We start from the raw sequence: 16,676 nt of genomic DNA, 5'->3' as shown, positions 1-16,676 counted from the left end.
GGGCCCGGGGCGGGCTGCGCCGGCGCGGTACGCGGCTCCGGCGGTGCGTGGGCCTCGCGGCGCAGGCGTTTCACGAGCCTTTCGCCTCCTTCGCCGAGGTGCCCCGGCCGGTCAGCCGGGACGGCAGGGCCGTGGTGTCCGTGCCGCGCGCCGCGCCGAGCCGGTCGAACACCTCGGTCAGGGCCAGGGTGACGGCCAGGTTGAGCAGCAGCGCGGCGAGCCCCGCGTACATCTGCACGCCGTGACCTCCCAGTTCGACCCGGATCAGCGAGACGAAGCCCTCCCGCACGACCGCGACCGTACCGGCCAGCATGCCCACCGCCCAGCCCACCAGCAGCGCCCGATGGTGCAGTCGCCGGGTGAACAGTCCGATCACCACGGCCGGGAAGATCTGCAGGATCCACACCCCGCCCAGCAGTTGCAGATTGATCGCGGCCTGGTCGCGCAACCCGAAGACGAACGCCACCGCGCCCAGCTTCGCGATCAGCGACACCAGTTGGGCAACCCACATCTGCCGCTTCGGAGTGGCCGTCGGATGGAAGTACTCGACGTAGACGTTGCGCACGAACGAGGTCGCTGCGGCGATCGACATCACCGCCGCCGGCACCAGCGCGCCGACGATGATCGCGCCGAACACCAGGCCCGCCGGGAAGGCCGGCAGCAGCCGATCGACCAGCAGCGGTACGGCCGCCTCGGCGGTGCCCGAGGGCGCGTCGACGCCGATCGCCAGAGCCGCGATGCCGAGCACGCCGAACATCGCCAGCACCGACGTCCACGCGGGCAGCGCGACCGACACCCGACGCAGCGTGTCGGGTCCGGCGGCGGCGAACCCGGCGGTCAGGACGTGCGGGTACATCAACAGCGCCAGCGCCGAACCGAGCGCCAGGGTGGCGAACCCGGCCTGCTGATGCGGGGCGAGCACCAACGACGCGTCGACCGGCCCGCGCCCGGCGAGCCGCCGATCCGCGGCCTCGAACATCGGACCCGGCCCGCCGAAGCGGCGCAGCACGAACGTGACCGCCACCGCGGCGGAGCCGAAGATGGCCACCCCCTTCAGCGCCGAGATCACCGTCGGCGCACGTAACCCGTGCCGGTACGTGGCGATCGCGAGCCCGGCGAACAGCGCGACCATGCTCAGGTCGCCGGCCGCGCCGCGCGGATGCAGCCCGGCGGCGGCGAGCACGGCGCGGATGCCGAGCACCTGAAGCGCCAGGTAGGGCATTGTGGCCAGGATCCCGGTCAGCGCGACCACCAGGGCCAGCGCCGGTGAACCGTAGCGGCCCCGGACGAAGTCCCCCACGGTGAGGTAGCCGTGCCGACGGGCCACCGACCACAGCCGGGGGAGCAGTACGAAGGCCATCGGGCAGACGATCACCGTGTACGGCAGGGCGAAGAACGCGGACGCGCCTCGCCCGTACACCTGGCCCGGTACCGCGGTGAAGGTGTACGCGGTGAAGATCGTGCCGCCGAGCAGGAACCAGGTCCAGACCGGGCCCAGGCCGCGATCGGCCAGCGCCCAGTTCTCCAACGACGGCAGCTCGTGACTGCGGTGCAGCCGCGGCGCGGTCACGGCCAGTAGCGAGGCGCCGCCGACGACGATCAAAACGGCCGCGGTCATGGCCCCGTCGGTCATCCGTCACCGTCCGGATCGGCGTGCGAGCGCACTCGGGCACGGATTGCCGCGAGCGTACCGACTTTAGTGGCGTGGCCGAAAACGTTCGCGGCACCGGTCGGGCAACCTCGCGGAAATCCGCCCGACATCGGTTGTCAACCAAAACGCGAGCCCGCGCAACTCTTCCACAGGGCCGGCGAACCGGCGGCCCGGACGACCGAACCGGAGGAGGCGCGATGACCGGGGATCGCCCCCCGCCCGACGCCGCACGGGCCCGTACGGCACGCCGGATCGCGGCCGGCGGCTGCCTCGCCGCACCCGTCGCGGCACTGCTGTGGGTGCCCGCATACACGCGTCGAGAGCCGGAGTTGGCCGGCATCCCGTTCTTCTACTGGTATCAGCTCGCCTGGGTACCGGGATGCGCCGCCGCCATGTTCATTGCCTACCTGCTGTTGCGCCGTCCCGAGCGGCGACATCCCTGACCGACGGTGTCCTCGGGCCGGGCGGCGTTGCCCTCGGATCGGTCCGACCGGCCTTGATCGACCTGATTTGCCCTGATTGCCCGACTCGACCCGGCCGACCCGGATCGGCTGCCTGCCGCGGCTGATCCCGCAGTTCCTGTCCGTCGCTCTTTCGTCCCCTGCCCGATGAGGAGTACGCGTGCCCACCACGACCGGCACCCGCAGCCCCCGTTCGTACCACCCGAGAACGATCCTGATCTGGACCGTCGTCGCGCTGCTCGGCGCGGCCGGCTGGGGCGTGGTCGCCCTGGCTCGCGGCGAGGAGATCTCGGCCGTCTGGCTGATCTTCGCGGCGGTCGCCTCGTACGCGATCGCCTACGGCTTCTACTCCCGCTTCATCACCAAACGAGTGTTGGAACCGGACGACACCCGGGCCACCCCGGCCGAGCGGCTCGACGACGGCGTCGACTACCAACCGACCGACCGCCGGGTGCTGTTCGGTCACCACTTCGCCGCGATCGCCGGCGCCGGACCGCTGGTGGGCCCGGTGCTGGCCGCGCAGATGGGTTACCTGCCGGGCACCATCTGGATCGTGGTGGGGGTGATCTTCGCCGGGGCCGTGCAGGACATGGTGATCCTCTTCCTGTCCATGCGTCGGGATGGCAAGAGCCTGGGCCAGATGGCCCGTGAGGAGATCGGCCGGGTCGGCGGCATCGCGGCGTTGATCGCGGTGTTCGTGATCATGATCATCCTGCTCGCGGTGCTCGCCCTGGTCGTGGTCAACGCGCTGGCGAACTCGCCGTGGGGGACTTTCTCGGTGACGCTGACCATCCCGATCGCCCTGTTCATGGGCGTCTATTTGCGCTTCCTGCGACCCGGCCGGGTACTGGAGACCAGCGTGATCGGGGTGGCGCTGCTCCTGGCCGCGATCGTCGGCGGCGGGCAGATCGAGGACACCGCGCTGGGCGACGCGTTCACCTGGAGTCCGACCACACTGGTGTTCTGTCTGGTCGGGTACGGCTTCGTCGCGTCGGTGCTGCCGGTGTGGCTGCTCCTGGCCCCGCGCGACTACCTGTCCACCTTCATGAAGGTCGGCACCATCGTGCTGCTGGCCGTCGGCGTGCTGGTGGCCGCGCCGAACCTGAAGACCGACGCGATCAGTTCCTTCGCGGACTCCGGCTCCGGGCCGGTGTTCGCCGGGTCGATGTTCCCGTTCCTGTTCATCACCATCGCGTGCGGCGCACTCTCCGGCTTCCATGCCCTGGTCGCCTCCGGCACCACGCCGAAGCTGATCCAGAAGGAATCGCAGGTCCGGATGATCGGCTACGGCGCCATGCTGATGGAGTCGTTCGTGGCGATCATGGCACTGGTCGCGGCGTGCGTGATCGATCCCGGCCTGTACTACGCGATGAACGCCCCGGCCGGCGTGCTCGGCGCCACCGCCGAGAGCGCCTCGCACGCGGTGGCCGGCCTCGGCTTCACGATCACCCCCGATGACCTGCGCGCGGCGGCCTCGGCCGTCGAGGAGAAGACGCTGATCGCCCGCTCCGGCGGAGCACCCACGCTGGCCGTGGGCATGTCGGAGATCTTCGCCGACGTGTTCGGCGGTTCCGGGATGAAGGCGTTCTGGTACCACTTCGCGATCATGTTCGAGGCGCTGTTCATCCTGACCACCGTGGACGCGGGAACCCGGGTGGGCCGCTTCATGCTCCAGGACATGCTGGGCAATGTGTGGAAGCCGATCGGCCGAGTCAACTGGAAGCCCGGCATCTGGTTGACCAGTGCCGTGGTGGTCGGCCTGTGGGGCTACTTCCTCTACGCCGGGGCCACCGACCCGCTGGGCGGGATCAACCAGCTCTTCCCGCTGTTCGGCATCGCCAACCAGCTCCTTGCCGCGGTCGCGCTCACCGTGGCGACCACCGTGCTGATCAAGTCGGGCAAGCTGCGCTGGGCCTGGGTCACCGGCGTCCCGCTGGCCTGGGATGTGGCGGTGACCTACTCCGCCGGATGGCAGAAGATTTTCTCCGACGACCCTCGGGTCGGCTTCTTCGCCCAACGCGACCGGTACGCCGACGCGATCGACGCGGGCAAGGTGCTGGGCCCGGCGAAGAACATGGACGACATGCACACCGTGGTGCTGAACTCCACCGTGGACGGCGTGCTGATTGCGCTGTTCCTCGTGCTGATCGCCCTGGTGATGGGCAACGCGGCCATCGTGTGCGGTCGGGCGATCCGCGCCGGCGCGCCCGTGCCCACCACCGAAACGCCCTACGTCGCGTCGACACTGGTGCTCGAACCGGTGGGCGCACCCCGGGAGAAGCAACTCGCCCGGGTGGGCGTCGGCGCCGGGCCCGACGACGACTCCGGCGCCGGCGATGGCTCCGGCGGCGAAGCGGGTCGATTGTGAGCGGTTCGACGGCGAGTGCCGGGGGTCGGGTCGGTCCGACCCGGCTGTTCCGGCTGTTCCGGTGGATCCGGTGGTACCTACGGGAGATCTCCGGCGCGGCGGACTACGACCGGCACTGCCTGCGGCACCTGCGTGAACACCCGGATCGGCCGATCCCGTCCCGCCGGGCCTACGAAACCTGGCGGACCAAGCGGCGTGAGGAGCACCCACAAACCCGCTGCTGTTGACTCCCGGTCACCATCGCGTCGGGCGTGTCGAAGCTCCTTCGACGCGCCCGACGCGTGTCCGATGAGTGTCCGATGTATGTCTGGCGACCGTGCGGCGGCGGACCGAGCGACGCCCGAAGGCAACCGGCCGAATCGACGCGCCCGGAGCACGAATCGGCCGAGCCGGCAGGCACCCGTACCGCATACCCGGCTCCTTGCCGATGCCGTGGCGATCGTCGAACCGGCGTGCCGGGTCCCCGGAGCGCCGCCGGCCCGGACGAACTCCGGTACCTGCCGCGGACCAGGCGCGACGCGATCACCGAAGTCCCGTGCCGGCGCCGAGATTCGGCCGCCCGGCTGGTGTCCTGGCGTCACACATGTCCGCAGCCGGTGTACCGGTAACGACGGATCGTGACCACGCGTGTGTGGCCTCGATGGCAGGACTGCCGTCCGTGTGTCGAGATCATTCGCCAAGCAGTAGTGCAGCGACCGCCTCCGGGGCCTCATGCATTGCGTCGTGGCCGGTGGGGAGGTCGTGGACCCGCCACTCGGGATCGGCTTGGAGCCGGGTGCGAAGTTCAGCGAACGGCGTCCGGTCTTCCCACCCCGAGCAGTAGACGAACTCGCGACGAGGGACCTGGGCGAGCGTGCCTGTGAGCCGGATCGTTTGCAGGAACGAGGCGAGGGGATGGGGACGGCGGCGGGGATCGCCGCCGTCCGGCGGTCGCACGGCGTAGCCGGTGGCCGCGGCTCCGACGGCGAACACTCCCCGGAAGTGCTCGTTCGTTGACGACCAGCACGACTCGCCGTCGCGCGGTACGTAGGCGTCGAGATGCACCAGTCGTGAGATCCGGCCGCCGGCGCGGTCGGCGGCGGCGGCGATCACCATCCCTGCATAGCTGTGGCCGACCAGCGTCGCGCTGGTGATGTGGTTGCGATCGAGGTGCCGCAATACGTCGTCGGCGTGCGTGTCGAGGTTGGCGGTCGCGACCGTCGCGTTGTCGTCGTCCGGCCGCAGACCGGTCAGGGTCAGGGCGTGAGCGGTGTGACCGGCACGCTCCAGCAGCGGAACCACCGCCTCAAACGACCAGGAGCCCTTCCAAGCGCCGGGCACAAGGACGAACGTCGCCATGCGTTTCTCCTTCTATCTCGAGCCGCGGCATCCAAGCCGCGGCGTCGAGGCATGCTGCCTCGATGACATGTGGTGCGGCCGGCGCTCTGCGCGACTGAAAACCACTCCGCATGGAGACAGTGTCAGCGGGGGAAGATGTGGCGTGCTACCGCTAGGATGCCAACCGATGCCTGTTCCCCGCCAACCTCGCCCGATTGCCGGAGCGACGTCATATATGTGGCCCTCCGGCGGGCGCCACCTGTGGCCATCCGGCGAGACAAGTGCGGTGCAGTCGCACGCACGGGGACACCTGGTCTACGCGGCCGGCGGCGTCCTGGCAGTTCACACCGAGTACGGCACGTCGATCGTTCCCGCCAACCGGGTCGCCTGGACCCCCGCCGGGTTCACGCACTACCACCGCGCCCACGGCGACACCGATATGCGGATCGTCTTTCTCGCGCCATCCATGGCCCGGCTCGTACCAGACCATCCCGCCGTGTTCCTGGCCTCCGACCTCGCCCGCGAGGTCCTGCTCGCCCTGACCGGCCCCCGCAACTACGACGACGCCGCGCCCGACTACAGCCGCTCCGCGCGCGCTCGCCTTCTTCGAGTCCTCGTCGACGAACTCCGCGAAGCACACGAACAGCCGCTGCACCTGCCCGAGCCACGGGACGACCGACTGCAAGCCATCGCCCGGATGTTGCACGAGACGCCGGCGGACAACGCCACGCTGGCCGAACTCGGGAAGACGGTCGGAGCCGGCACCCGCACCCTCAGCCGACTGTTCCGCAACGAACTCGGCATGACCTTCTATGAGTGGCGCACGCAGCTACGCATCTACCACGCGCTCATGCTCCTCGCCGACGGCCACGACACCACCCAAACCGCCTACGCCTGCGGATGGGCCAACCCCAGCAGCTTCATCACAGCGTTCACCAACATCATCGGAACGACCCCGGGCCGCTACCGAACCGGTCGGCGGACCACCGCCCACGCGTCTCAACGCCCGAGGTAGTCAAGTCCTCAGGGGTGATTCGTACTCGCACCCGGGCCGATGTGGTCCGCGATCGGGCAGGAGATGATCCCCGTGTGCCTCGCGATTCCCGCACAACCACAGCGGCGGCACCAACAACGTCTGGGCCGGGCCGCGCTCGGGCCCCGCAGTGTGTCAACGGGCCTCACGAATCGAGTACGGCGGCGACGGCCTCGATCTCGACGAGCTGGTCCTTGTAGCCGAGCACAGTGACGCCCATCAAAGTACTGGGGACGTCATGGTCGGCGAACGAGTCCCGGACCACCTCCCAGGCAGCCACCAAATCCTCCCGACGGGCGGATGCCACGAGAACTCTCGTACTGATGACGTCCCGGAGGGACGCGCCGGCGGCAGTGAGAGCAGCCCGCATGTTCTCGACGGCCTTCAATGCCTGGCCCGCGTAGTCTCCGATCGCTGCCGTGGATCCGTCGTCGTTCAGTGGACACGCCCCGGCGAGGAAGATCAGGCGGGACTCGGCGGGCGCCGTGGCCGCATAGGCATACTCGGCGACGTCGGACAGGGCGGCGGAGCGGATCAAAGTGACGGCACGAGCCACGGTCGTCGGGTCCTTTCTCATCGAGTGCTTGGCACGGACATCCTGCCAACGGCGCGCCGGCACCGGAACACCCCAGCTCCTGGTCGCGCAGTGCCCACGCACCCCAGCCCCCGCACGGCCCTCGCCGAATGCGCGACTCACGCCAAAGCCGCCCACGCGGCCCGCCCGTTGGCGGGTTCCGCGTGGGCGACGCGGATCAGCGCTTCCGCTTGAACTCGTACACGGTGGCACGCGCGGCACAATCACGCGGCGGAATCATCTCCACCCGCAGGACGCCCGTACGCCGGTCGTAGTCGTTGCCCTCGGTCTCGAAGTCGGCGGGAGCGCCCGGGCATGCGCTCAGCAGCGGCAGCCCACCGAGCGAAGTCACGTGCCCGGTCACCGTCTTCCCGTTGAGCGCCTTCTTCAGTTCGATCTGGAGCAGCGGCTTGGCCACGGGGAACAACTTCGCGTCGGAGTCGTCCGACGCGCACACCAACCGCTTCTCGTCCAGGAACGTGCACCCCTGGATGTCCTTGACCGGCCGGTCCAGTTCGATGGTCGCGGCGAGCGGGAGGGCGCCTCCGGTCCGCGGCGTGGTGGCGTTCAGCATCGGCGTGGGGAAGACGAGCAGCCGATTCATCGTGTCCCACTCGCCGGAGACGAGCCAACGAGCGTCGGGGGAAACAGCAGCGAAGGAGTTGTTCATCGCCTCACCCGCAGCCAACGGATGCACGTACTCGTAGGCGTCCCCCGCCGGCGTGGTGACCCGGAACATCTTCGCCGTCGCGTCGCCACCGCCCTGGTAGGCATCGAACACGTAGCCACGCGAGGAGTCCGGGTCACCGATGTGCGACCAGCCACGCTCACGCACGGACGCGGGGATCGAGGTGTTCCCGGCGTAGTACATGTAGGGCTTTCCGTGCTGAGGCCGCACGCCGGCCAACCCCTGGGCCTGGGACTGCGCGTCGATCTCGTACTTCCCGACCGGCTTCCACCCACTGACCGCGGACGGGAACGCCGCCCCCGCACCGTCAGCCGCCTCCGCCTCCGCCGTCGTCGCGTGCGCCGTACCGGCGAGCCCGCCACCGGCACACAGCGCAACACAGACCGCGCCGACCGACGCGCCCCGCCATACCGCTCGCAAACCCTTCGAGACCAGCCTCATAGCCACCGAACTCCTCCACCGCGCCGATCCCACACCAATGTGTTCGAACGCCAAGACCATGGCGCAGAACTGTGTCTGCCAGACGCCCCCCACCTGAACACCCCTGAACCAGTTCCCGACGTTCCGAAATGCGCGGGCGGGCGTGGCGTTCGGATCCGTGGCGCGTCGGCCGCCGCCGACTCGTTTTCGGCCGCGAGCATGCCTACCTCGAGGAGCGGGCGGGTGTCGGCACCTTCGCGCGGCAGGCGGCCCTCGGCCGGGGTGCCCGCGAGGCCCTCACCCGCCACCACCGCCCGCCCTGCGCGCGGGCGCGCACGACCCGTGTGGTGAGCATCCGTGCCCCACGCCCGCACCGCTGCGAGCCGTGTCCGAGGTTCGGAAGACGCCCTGGCCACGTCACCGCGTGGGCGTCTCGCGCACGGGCTCTTCTCCCTCGTCGTCGGACGACGAAGGGCACGACGACGGGCGCGTCGGCGTCGAGGGATCGTCGTGGTCGCGGGTGCGTGAGGAGTGCCAGGCCTGGAGGAGCCCGGCGAGGGCGACGCGGCTTTCGCGTCGGTGGGATCCGGTGCGTACGCACCTGTCGAATCAGGGCATATTGCGACCTTGTGTCCGGGAGGATGACAGCGACAACAAACGTCCGGACAATCCCGGACAGCAGACGAACGGACGACTGTGAGCCGGGGGCTCATCCGCGAGGTCGAGGGAGGCCGGATCATGTCCGGGAGGAAGGGGCGGGGGAGAACGTGGGGAAATCTCCGGGTACTTCGACCGAGGCCGACATCCTCGCCGGATCATTGCGTGTGTGGCTGGACGAGGCGGGGCTGACCCGGAGCGAATTACGCGATCGGCTCGGGCCCGAACACTTCGTCGACCATCGCGAACGTCCCGGGCGCGCCACCGTCTCGGACTGGCCGGCGGGCGTCGCCTCGCGCTGGGACTTCGTCGAGGCGGTGATCGACATCTGTTCGACCTCGCCGACCGTGGCCCAGGAACGACGCACCCGTGCCCGCGGACACCGGCAAGCCCTGCGCGCCCAGGCACGTGGCACCGTCGCCGCCGAGCCCACGGCCCACAACCGCCGCGAAGCAGCGTTCGTACGCCGGATGTTCGGACACGACGCGGAACCCGATCGCGCCGACGATCAACCGCCACCCGCGCCGCCGGACCTCGTCCGGGACGTCGCCGCCCAGGTCGCCGGCACCCGGCTCCTGGCCGAACGAGGCCCGTACGGCCGCCCTGGACCCCGGTGCGTACCACACCGAGGCCTTACCGACGTCCGACGTCCGTTGCCCCGTGCGGTCGTCCGTTCGTCCGTCCGTCCATTCGTCCGTCTGTTCGTCCGTTGTGTCGAGGGGAAGTGCTCAAGATGCGCAGAGCTTCACGTACGAGTGCCCAAAAGGGTCATCCATTCGGTCGTCGGTCGGCCGGTGGGTGGGCCGACGTGGTGTGGGACTGGTCGAAGTCCGGTACCCGTCAAGCGGCCCGGAACCGGTTGTTACGGCGGCTGCCCGGCGTCGGCTCGGCGACGGCATACCGGTTCGGCCTGGTGGAGCGGGCGCACTACGCGTACGGGGTGCGCCGGGCCACCGAATCGGCCGCGCGCCTGGGGCATCGGGGCGTGACGGTGGTGGAGTTCGGGGTGGCCGGCGGCAACGGGTTGTTGGCGCTCGCCGAACACGCCCGGCACTACGCCGCCGCCACGGGCGTCACGGTGCGGGTGGTCGGTTTCGACGGCGGGGTGGGCATGCCGCCGGCCAAGGATCCTCGGGATCTGCCCTACCTCTTCGGTCCCGGCTTCTACGCCATGAACCACGAGCGGTTGCGCGCCCGCCTGGGCGAGGCCGAACTGGTCATCGGCGATCTCGCCCGGACGCTGCCCGACTACCTCGACACCCACACGCGCGAACTACGGGATCACCCGGTCGGTTTCGTCGCTCTGGACCTGGATCACTACACCTCGACGGCGACCGCGCTGGAGCTCTTCCACCGCCCCGGCCACGAGCACCTGCTGCCCCGGGTCACCTGCTACCTCGACGACCTCCCGGGCACCATCGAGCAAATCGGCGAGGCCGCCGCGATCGCCGACTTCAACGCCGCCCACCCGGACCGAGCGATCGGCCGAGTCCTGGGCCTGCGGGCGTTCACCCCCTTCGACCCGCCCTGGGCCGACCAGATCTACGTCCACCACCGCCTGGACCACCCCGACTACCCCACCCTGGAAGCCGGCGCCACCAGCGAGCAACTCCCCCTCACACCCTGACGACCGAAAAGCAGAACACCACAGCGCCGGCACCGCGACGAGTTCGCCCACGTGACGAGGGAACCCATGTGACGCCGGCGCCGTCGCCATACGAGGATGTCCACATGTCAGACACCATCCCCTCGTTGCCCCGTCGGGTCGCCGACACGTACGTCGACGAGCTCATCGCTCTCGACCCGATCATCGGGACCTACCTCGGCGTCCCGGAGAGTTCCGCCAAGCTGCCCGATCTCTTCCCGGCCGGGCGGGAGGCGCGCGCCGACCTCGCGCGGTCCACGCTCGCCAAGCTTGCCCGAGCCGAGCAACAGCCCGGCGCGAACGACGACATCGAGCGGCGCTGTGCCCGGCTGCTCCGCGAGCGGTTGACCGCGGAACTCGCGGTGCACGACGCCGACGAGGGCCTGCGTGCCGTGGGCAATCTCGGTACGCCGCTGCACGACGTCCGCGAGGTGTTCTCGGTGACGCCCGCGCAGACCGTCGAGGACTGGGCGGCGATCGCGGAGCGCCTGCGCGCGGTGCCCGACGCGCTGGAGGGCTACCGCGCGTCGCTCGCCCTGGGCCTGGAGCGCGAGTTGTACGCGGGCCCGCGCCCGACCGCGACATGTATCGCCCAACTCGGCGAGTGGGCCGACACCGACGGCAACGGACGCGGCTGGTTCGAGGACTTCGCCGCGGACGGCCCGGACGCCCTACGCACCGAACTCGACGAGGCCGGGCGCGTCGCGACCGTCGCGGTCGTGGCGCTGCGCGACTGGATGCGCGATGTGTACGCCCCCGCCGTGGCCGGCGCTCCCGACACGGTCGGGCGCGAGCGTTACGCCCGCTGGTCGCGCTTCTTCAACGGCACGGACTTCGACCTGGACGAGGCCTACGCCTACGGCTGGTCCGAGTACCACCGCATCCTCGGCGAGATGCGCGAGGAGGCCGAGAAGGTCCTCCCCGGCGCCGCCACGCCCTGGGTCGCGCTGGCCCACCTCGACGAGCACGGCACCCACATCGAAGGCGTCGACGAGGTCCGGGCATGGCTCCAGGGCCTGATGGACCAGGCGATCGACCGCCTCGACGGCACCCACTTCGAACTCGCCCCGCGCGTACGCAAAGTCGAGTCGTGCATCGCCCCGCCCGGGAGCGCCGCCGCGCCGTACTACACGTCGCCCTCCGAGGACTTCACCCGCCCGGGCCGTACGTGGCTGCCGACCATGGGCCGCACCAGCTTCCCGGTCTACGACCTGGTGTCGACCTGGTACCACGAGGGCGTCCCCGGCCACCACCTCCAGCTCGCGCAGTGGACCCACATCGCCGGCGACCTGTCCCGCTACCAGGCCACCGTCGGCGTGGTGAGCGCCAATGCCGAGGGCTGGGCCCTGTACGCCGAGCGCCTGATGGACGAACTCGGCTTCCTCACCGACGCCGAGCAGCGCCTGGGCTACCTCGACGCCCAGATGATGCGCGCGACCCGCGTCATCGTCGACATCGGCATGCACCTGGAACTGGAGATCCCCGCGGACGCCCCGTTCCGTCCCGGCGAGCGCTGGACCCCGGACCTGGCACAGGAGTTCTTCGCCGCGCACAGCAGCCGCCCCGCCGACTTCGTCGAGAGCGAACTCACCCGCTACCTGACCATCCCCGGCCAGGCGATCGGCTACAAGCTCGGCGAACGCGCCTGGCTGCTGGGTCGGGAAAACGCTCGCCGGGCCCAGGGCGCCGCCTTCGACCTGAAGTCCTGGCACATGGCCGCCCTGTCCCAGGGCTCCCTGGGCCTGGACGACCTGACCGACGAACTCTCCTCGATCCCCGCCCCGGACCCCGCCACGTAGCCGGCGGCGGTGTGGCCGGACCACGGCCACGCCGGAGCGGCGCCCGTCGGGCGTCGCGGGCTGCGTCGAGGGGTGATGCCCTCGACGCAGCCCGCCGCACAGCAGCGAGCACACCCGGCCCAGGGCACGGTCATTCCTCGCCGAGCGCCGAGCCCGGCCGGTCGACACGATCGCGCCGGGCTCGCCCCGCTCGTGATCGCGGAGCGGGCCGTCGGATGGATCACCCGGTCCGCGCCACGTGAGGCCCGCGACCTGCCCAGGAAGGCCGCTGGGGACCGTTGGATCGGCCCCGTGACCGGCGGCCCGGCCGCCGTTCGCGAAGTTTTCCCCGAGGCGGTCCGGGCACTCGGGGACGGTGTGGTTGCTGAGGCTGCCGGAGCCGTACCGTCCCCAGGCCGACACGAGATTGTTGGCGTCGGCATTCGTCAGGGGCTGTATCGGGCCGGGCGGGTGCTCGACGTGGGCACCGGGACGGGGGCGGTGGCACTCGCGGCGGCGTCGGCCGGTTCCCGGGCCTGCTCGGTGACGGCGGTCGACGTCTCACGGCAGGCGGTGTGGACCACCCGGCTCAACAGCGCGTGGCGGCGCTTGTCCGTATTGCGTGGAGACCTGCTGGAACCGGTCGCCGGACAGACGTTCGACGTGGTGCCGGCGAACCCGCCGTATGTGCCGTCACCCCAGCAGAACGCCCCCGCGGGCGGACGCGCACGCGCGTGGGACGCCGACACGGACGGGAGACTCGTCCTGGACCGGCTGTGTTGCCCAGGTGCCGCAGCACCTCAATCCCGGCGGGACGCTTCTTGTCGTGCATTCGGCGCTGGGCGGCGCGGGCACGACCCTGGGCCTTTTGGAGTCCCTCGGCCTGCGGGCCGAGGTCGTGGCCCGCCGCCTGGAACCCTTCGGCCCGGTCCTGACCGCCCGCGCGACCTTCCTGGAGAAACGCGCCTGATCGTTCCCGGCTGCCGCGAAGAGGAACCGGTGGTCGTCCGCGCCGACGCGCCATAGGCCGATCGTGTTGTCGCGGCGAGCGGCACGAGCGTGACGCCGAGCGAAAGCGGGAGCGCGGACGCGCGCCCGACTTCCGCCCCACAGCCGGGCCTACGCGGGCGACGAGAGGCAGAGCGGCCCGGTCCGGCCCTTGCCCTCGATTGCCTCGGCGCCGCGTGGCACTCCTTCCCTGTGTCCGGGGCGGTCGCGCCTCGCGGATGACCGGGACCCGGCCGGGTAGAGAAGGAAACCGAAAGCGATCATCGCGCGTCGTGCCTCGACGCTCCCCCGGCAAGCCGGAGTCGAGCCGGCACCCACGAGGACGAACCCGTCACGCCCGCTGCGGGCACGAGCGCGGACCAACGTACGGAAACGGTTGGGAAGACCATGGACATGCCCTCCGCCTGCCGCTCCTCCCGGTTGGCCCTCATCCTTGCTGCGCCCGCCCTGGTGTGGACACTCGCGGGTCCGCCCGGTCTCGCGCACGCCTCCCCGAGCCCGACGAACGAAGGGGGGCCGACGCTGACGGCCGACCGGACCGGCGCGCTGGACCCGAACGAGGACCGGATCACCGTGATCGGCCGCGGTTTTCGGCCCGGCAGCGAGGTGCGGGTGAAAACGTGCGATCCGGCCCAGGGCCCCGACAAGGCATGCGACTCCGACCTCGGCGAAGACCCCGTGCGGGTGGACACCGACGGTACGTTCGGCAGACAACTGCGAGTACGCGCCGCGTTCGGCGGGGTCGACTGCCTCCACACCCGCTGCGCCGTGGCCACCACCAAGGTCGGCGGCGGCGGGGATCGCAGCCAGGAGACCTACCTACCGATCGGATTCCGAGGCGAGGCCCCCGGCCTGCCGGCGACCTGGCCACCCGCCCCGGCGGTCGCCCCCGGCGACGAGGATGCCTCGGCCGTGCCACCCGCGCCGGTAAGCCCGTCGGCTTCCACCGACTCGGCGACCTCCAGCGCACAGAACAACGACGCGCAGCGGAACCCCTGGATTCTCCCGGCCGTGATGGCCGGCGTGATCGCGGTGATCGCGGTCATCGTGGTGTTCGTGCTCCGCAACCGACGCCAGGCCGGTACGGGGCGAGACAGCGGCGACCAGTGACCCGCCGATACCGGCCCGGCGCTCGAACCGGGCACCCCGCCGGCGAAGCGGTCGCTCGTGTCGTCGGCGCTTGCGACCGCCCGGGCTGCGGTCGGGCATCCCGGGTACCAGAGGTGGGGGGATGGCCGGGCGAGGAGAGGGAGTGGGGCGTGGACGTGGACCGTGAGGCGGGTGGCCGGGCAATGCTTGCCGGTCTGCTGGACGCCGGCCATCTGATGCCTCTCGACGCGCTGCCGGAGAAGGTCGGCGTGTATGCCCGGGCCGCGGGTTTCACCGATGTGCTCATCTATGTGGCCGATCTCCACCGGCAGGGGCTGCATCTGTTGGCCAACCCCGGCGAGGCCCCGCCGGACAGCGAAAGGCACATCCGGATCGAGGGCACGGTGCCCGGGCAGGCGTATCAGTACGGGCGGCTCACGCCCGTCACATCGCAGGAGGCGGGACGCAGCGACTGGTGGGTGCCCTTGGTGGACGGTACCGAGCGCCTGGGGTTGCTGCGCGTGCGCTCCGCCTACGACGATGCCCGGGCCCGTGAGGACGCCGATCGTCTCGCCGGACTTCTGGCGCTGATGATCGCCGCCAAACGTGTCTCCAGTGACACCCTGGCCAAACTGATGCGGACCGAGCCGCTGAGCCTCGGAGCCGAGATGGCGTGGAACCTGATGCCACCGCGCTCGTACGCCGACGGGCGGGTCGTGATCGCCGCGTCACTGGAACCGGCCTACCGGATCAGTGGCGACGTCTACGAGTACGCCATCGACGGCCCCCTGGTTCACCTGACGCTCCTCGACGCGATGGGTCACGACATCGCCGCCGGCCTGTGCGGAGCCCTGGCCCTGGGGGCCTGCCGCAATTCCCGCAGACAGGGCGCCGGCCTCGTCGCCAAGGGTGAGGCCGTGGAAGCTGCCCTGGTCGACCAGTACGACCAGCGACGCTACGTCACCGGCATCCTCGCCATCCTCGACACCCGGACGGGTGAGCTGAGTTGGGTCAACCGCGGCCACCATCCACCGATCATCATCCGCGGCAACCGATGGATCAGGCACCTCGAGTGCCCTCCGGCCCACCCCATGGGCACCAACCTCGGGCTGGCCGGCACCGTTTGCCGCGAACAGCTGCAACCAGGCGACCGCATCGTGCTCTACACCGACGGCATCACCGAGGCCCGCCGCGCCGACGACGGCGAGTTCGGCCTCGAACGTTTCACCGACTTCCTGGTGCTCCGGCACGCCGAGGGCCTGCCCGTCCCCGAAACGCTGCGCCGCCTCATGCAGGCCGTCCTCGACTACCACGACGGCAACCTCCAGGACGACGCCACCGTCTTGATGTGCGAATGGCTCGGCCCCGCCCTGGACAACACCGAACCGGCGGCCGTCCTGACGGGGCTGCCGTCCCGCGACCTCGCCACCGTCCACAGCACCATCGAGCCCGGGAGCAGGCGGTCATGACCAGCGCGCCGCGCGTCGACATCGCCGACACCCGGGGGCAGACGACAGCCCTCACGGTGACCGGGGACCTGGACCTGCACACGGTCGCGGTCGTCCACCACAGGGTGGCGGACGTGCTCGGCGACCACCCCACCGTGATTCTGGACCTGACCGGCGTCACCTTCTGCGACTCCTCCGGCCTCAACACCCTCCTGCGCCTTCGCCGCCGCGCTCAGGAACTCGGCGGCCGGCTCGTGCTGGTCGCGCCGCCCCGGCAGATGCTGCGCCTGCTCTCCGTCACCGGTGCCGTGAGCGTCTTCACCATCCACGGCAGCCTGGCCGAGGCATGGGCGGCGATTCCTGCTCCGGGCGCTCCGCCCACAGCCTGACCGGCCCGTTACGGCCCTCGGGAAACAACTCGACCGTCGATGGCGGCAGCGGCCATTCCGGTTCCGGTCTCGGCACCGCTCCCGTCCCGGAACAGGGTTCGCGTGGTGGACTCCCCGGCCGTGATCGGCGCGTGCCGCGACGGCACCTCA

At 70.7% G+C, this 16,676-nt stretch carries 14 protein-coding genes and 1 pseudogene; 11 read left to right on the top strand and 4 right to left on the bottom strand.

Going from position 1 to position 16,676, the window contains the following annotated elements; genetic code table 11:
• Nucleotides 1-70 precede the first annotated feature (70 nt).
• A complete protein-coding gene (locus tag ABZS54_RS21270) occupies nucleotides 71-1,633 on the bottom strand; it encodes a sodium:solute symporter (RefSeq protein ID WP_355538079.1) in 1,563 nt (520 codons plus the stop codon).
• Between the two features lie 215 nt (nucleotides 1,634-1,848).
• Between ABZS54_RS21270 and ABZS54_RS21265 the strand changes: the two genes are divergently transcribed.
• The 3 genes from ABZS54_RS21265 to ABZS54_RS21255 all read left to right on the top strand — a co-directional run bounded on the left by ABZS54_RS21265 (nucleotide 1,849) and on the right by ABZS54_RS21255 (nucleotide 4,707).
• Nucleotides 1,849-2,094, top strand: a complete 246-nt coding sequence (locus ABZS54_RS21265) for a DUF3311 domain-containing protein (protein WP_355538078.1) — start codon at nucleotides 1,849-1,851, stop codon at nucleotides 2,092-2,094.
• A gap of 178 nt (nucleotides 2,095-2,272) precedes the next feature.
• Nucleotides 2,273-4,480 (top strand): carbon starvation CstA family protein, encoded by a 2,208-nt coding sequence (locus ABZS54_RS21260; RefSeq protein WP_355538076.1) that lies wholly within the window; start codon nucleotides 2,273-2,275, stop codon nucleotides 4,478-4,480.
• Nucleotides 4,477-4,707, top strand: a complete 231-nt coding sequence (locus ABZS54_RS21255; RefSeq protein WP_355538073.1) for a YbdD/YjiX family protein — start codon at nucleotides 4,477-4,479, stop codon at nucleotides 4,705-4,707. The genes ABZS54_RS21260 and ABZS54_RS21255 overlap by 4 nt, the downstream gene beginning before the upstream one ends.
• 442 nt (nucleotides 4,708-5,149) lie before the next feature.
• On the opposite strand, the gene ABZS54_RS21250 is transcribed toward ABZS54_RS21255, so the two are convergent.
• Nucleotides 5,150-5,818 (bottom strand): alpha/beta hydrolase family protein, encoded by a 669-nt coding sequence (locus ABZS54_RS21250; protein WP_355538070.1) that lies wholly within the window; start codon nucleotides 5,816-5,818, stop codon nucleotides 5,150-5,152.
• Nucleotides 5,819-6,083: 265 nt separating this feature from the next.
• Here ABZS54_RS21250 and ABZS54_RS21245 point away from each other — a divergent pair, with 265 nt between their 5' ends.
• Nucleotides 6,084-6,812, top strand: coding sequence for a helix-turn-helix transcriptional regulator (locus ABZS54_RS21245; RefSeq protein WP_355538067.1), 729 nt, complete (start codon nucleotides 6,084-6,086; stop codon nucleotides 6,810-6,812).
• Nucleotides 6,813-6,975: 163 nt separating this feature from the next.
• Here ABZS54_RS21245 and ABZS54_RS21240 read toward each other — a convergent pair whose 3' ends face one another.
• Together ABZS54_RS21240 and ABZS54_RS21235 are read right to left on the bottom strand one after the other, a co-directional pair.
• Nucleotides 6,976-7,386: a Rid family hydrolase gene (locus ABZS54_RS21240; protein WP_355538064.1), complete on the bottom strand. Its 411-nt coding sequence runs from the start codon at nucleotides 7,384-7,386 to the stop codon at nucleotides 6,976-6,978.
• A 196-nt stretch (nucleotides 7,387-7,582) separates the two neighbouring features.
• A complete protein-coding gene (locus tag ABZS54_RS21235; RefSeq protein ID WP_355538061.1) occupies nucleotides 7,583-8,533 on the bottom strand; it encodes a hypothetical protein in 951 nt (316 codons plus the stop codon).
• A 1,444-nt stretch (nucleotides 8,534-9,977) separates the two neighbouring features.
• Here ABZS54_RS21235 and ABZS54_RS21230 point away from each other — a divergent pair.
• From ABZS54_RS21230 to ABZS54_RS21200, 7 genes and pseudogenes are all read left to right on the top strand, one after another.
• Nucleotides 9,978-10,796: a hypothetical protein gene (locus ABZS54_RS21230; RefSeq protein ID WP_355538058.1), complete on the top strand. Its 819-nt coding sequence runs from the start codon at nucleotides 9,978-9,980 to the stop codon at nucleotides 10,794-10,796.
• 104 nt (nucleotides 10,797-10,900) lie between these two features.
• Nucleotides 10,901-12,613 carry a DUF885 domain-containing protein gene (locus tag ABZS54_RS21225; protein WP_355538055.1) on the top strand — a complete coding sequence of 571 codons (1,713 nt, stop codon included), beginning with the start codon at nucleotides 10,901-10,903 and terminating at the stop codon, nucleotides 12,611-12,613.
• Nucleotides 12,614-12,688: 75 nt separating this feature from the next.
• Nucleotides 12,689-13,222: pseudogene (locus tag ABZS54_RS21220) on the top strand (methyltransferase domain-containing protein); the annotation flags it as partial.
• 196 nt (nucleotides 13,223-13,418) lie between these two features.
• Nucleotides 13,419-13,562 carry a hypothetical protein gene (locus tag ABZS54_RS21215; protein ID WP_355538090.1) on the top strand — a complete coding sequence of 48 codons (144 nt, stop codon included), beginning with the start codon at nucleotides 13,419-13,421 and terminating at the stop codon, nucleotides 13,560-13,562.
• A 425-nt stretch (nucleotides 13,563-13,987) separates the two neighbouring features.
• Nucleotides 13,988-14,710: a neocarzinostatin apoprotein domain-containing protein gene (locus tag ABZS54_RS21210; protein ID WP_355538052.1), complete on the top strand. Its 723-nt coding sequence runs from the start codon at nucleotides 13,988-13,990 to the stop codon at nucleotides 14,708-14,710.
• Nucleotides 14,711-14,859: 149 nt separating this feature from the next.
• Nucleotides 14,860-16,158, top strand: coding sequence for a PP2C family protein-serine/threonine phosphatase (locus ABZS54_RS21205; protein ID WP_355538049.1), 1,299 nt, complete (start codon nucleotides 14,860-14,862; stop codon nucleotides 16,156-16,158).
• The gene (locus ABZS54_RS21200) at nucleotides 16,155-16,526 is read left to right on the top strand and encodes an STAS domain-containing protein (RefSeq protein WP_355538046.1); all 372 of its coding nucleotides are present in this window, start codon (nucleotides 16,155-16,157) and stop codon (nucleotides 16,524-16,526) included. The genes ABZS54_RS21205 and ABZS54_RS21200 overlap by 4 nt, the downstream gene beginning before the upstream one ends.
• The last annotated feature ends 150 nt before the right edge of the window (nucleotides 16,527-16,676 follow it).

The sequence above is a fragment of the Embleya sp. NPDC005575 genome (assembly GCF_040605455.1).
In the GTDB taxonomy this organism is placed as follows: domain Bacteria; phylum Actinomycetota; class Actinomycetes; order Streptomycetales; family Streptomycetaceae; genus Embleya.
The sequence above is the reverse complement of the archived record's forward strand: the minus strand, read 5'-3'. Positions and strand labels throughout refer to the sequence as shown.

What these genes read in the sequence shown, in the direction of transcription:
- ABZS54_RS21270 (WP_355538079.1), bottom strand. Translation starts at nt 1,633, where the DNA reads ATGACCGACGGGGCCATGACCGCGGCCGTTTTGATCGTCGTCGGCGGC.
- ABZS54_RS21265 (WP_355538078.1), top strand. Translation starts at nt 1,849, where the DNA reads ATGACCGGGGATCGCCCCCCGCCCGACGCCGCACGGGCCCGTACGGCA.
- ABZS54_RS21250 (WP_355538070.1), bottom strand. Translation starts at nt 5,818, where the DNA reads ATGGCGACGTTCGTCCTTGTGCCCGGCGCTTGGAAGGGCTCCTGGTCG.
- ABZS54_RS21235 (WP_355538061.1), bottom strand. Translation starts at nt 8,533, where the DNA reads ATGAGGCTGGTCTCGAAGGGTTTGCGAGCGGTATGGCGGGGCGCGTCG.
- ABZS54_RS21225 (WP_355538055.1), top strand. Translation starts at nt 10,901, where the DNA reads ATGTCAGACACCATCCCCTCGTTGCCCCGTCGGGTCGCCGACACGTAC.
- ABZS54_RS21210 (WP_355538052.1), top strand. Translation starts at nt 13,988, where the DNA reads ATGGACATGCCCTCCGCCTGCCGCTCCTCCCGGTTGGCCCTCATCCTT.
- ABZS54_RS21200 (WP_355538046.1), top strand. Translation starts at nt 16,155, where the DNA reads ATGACCAGCGCGCCGCGCGTCGACATCGCCGACACCCGGGGGCAGACG.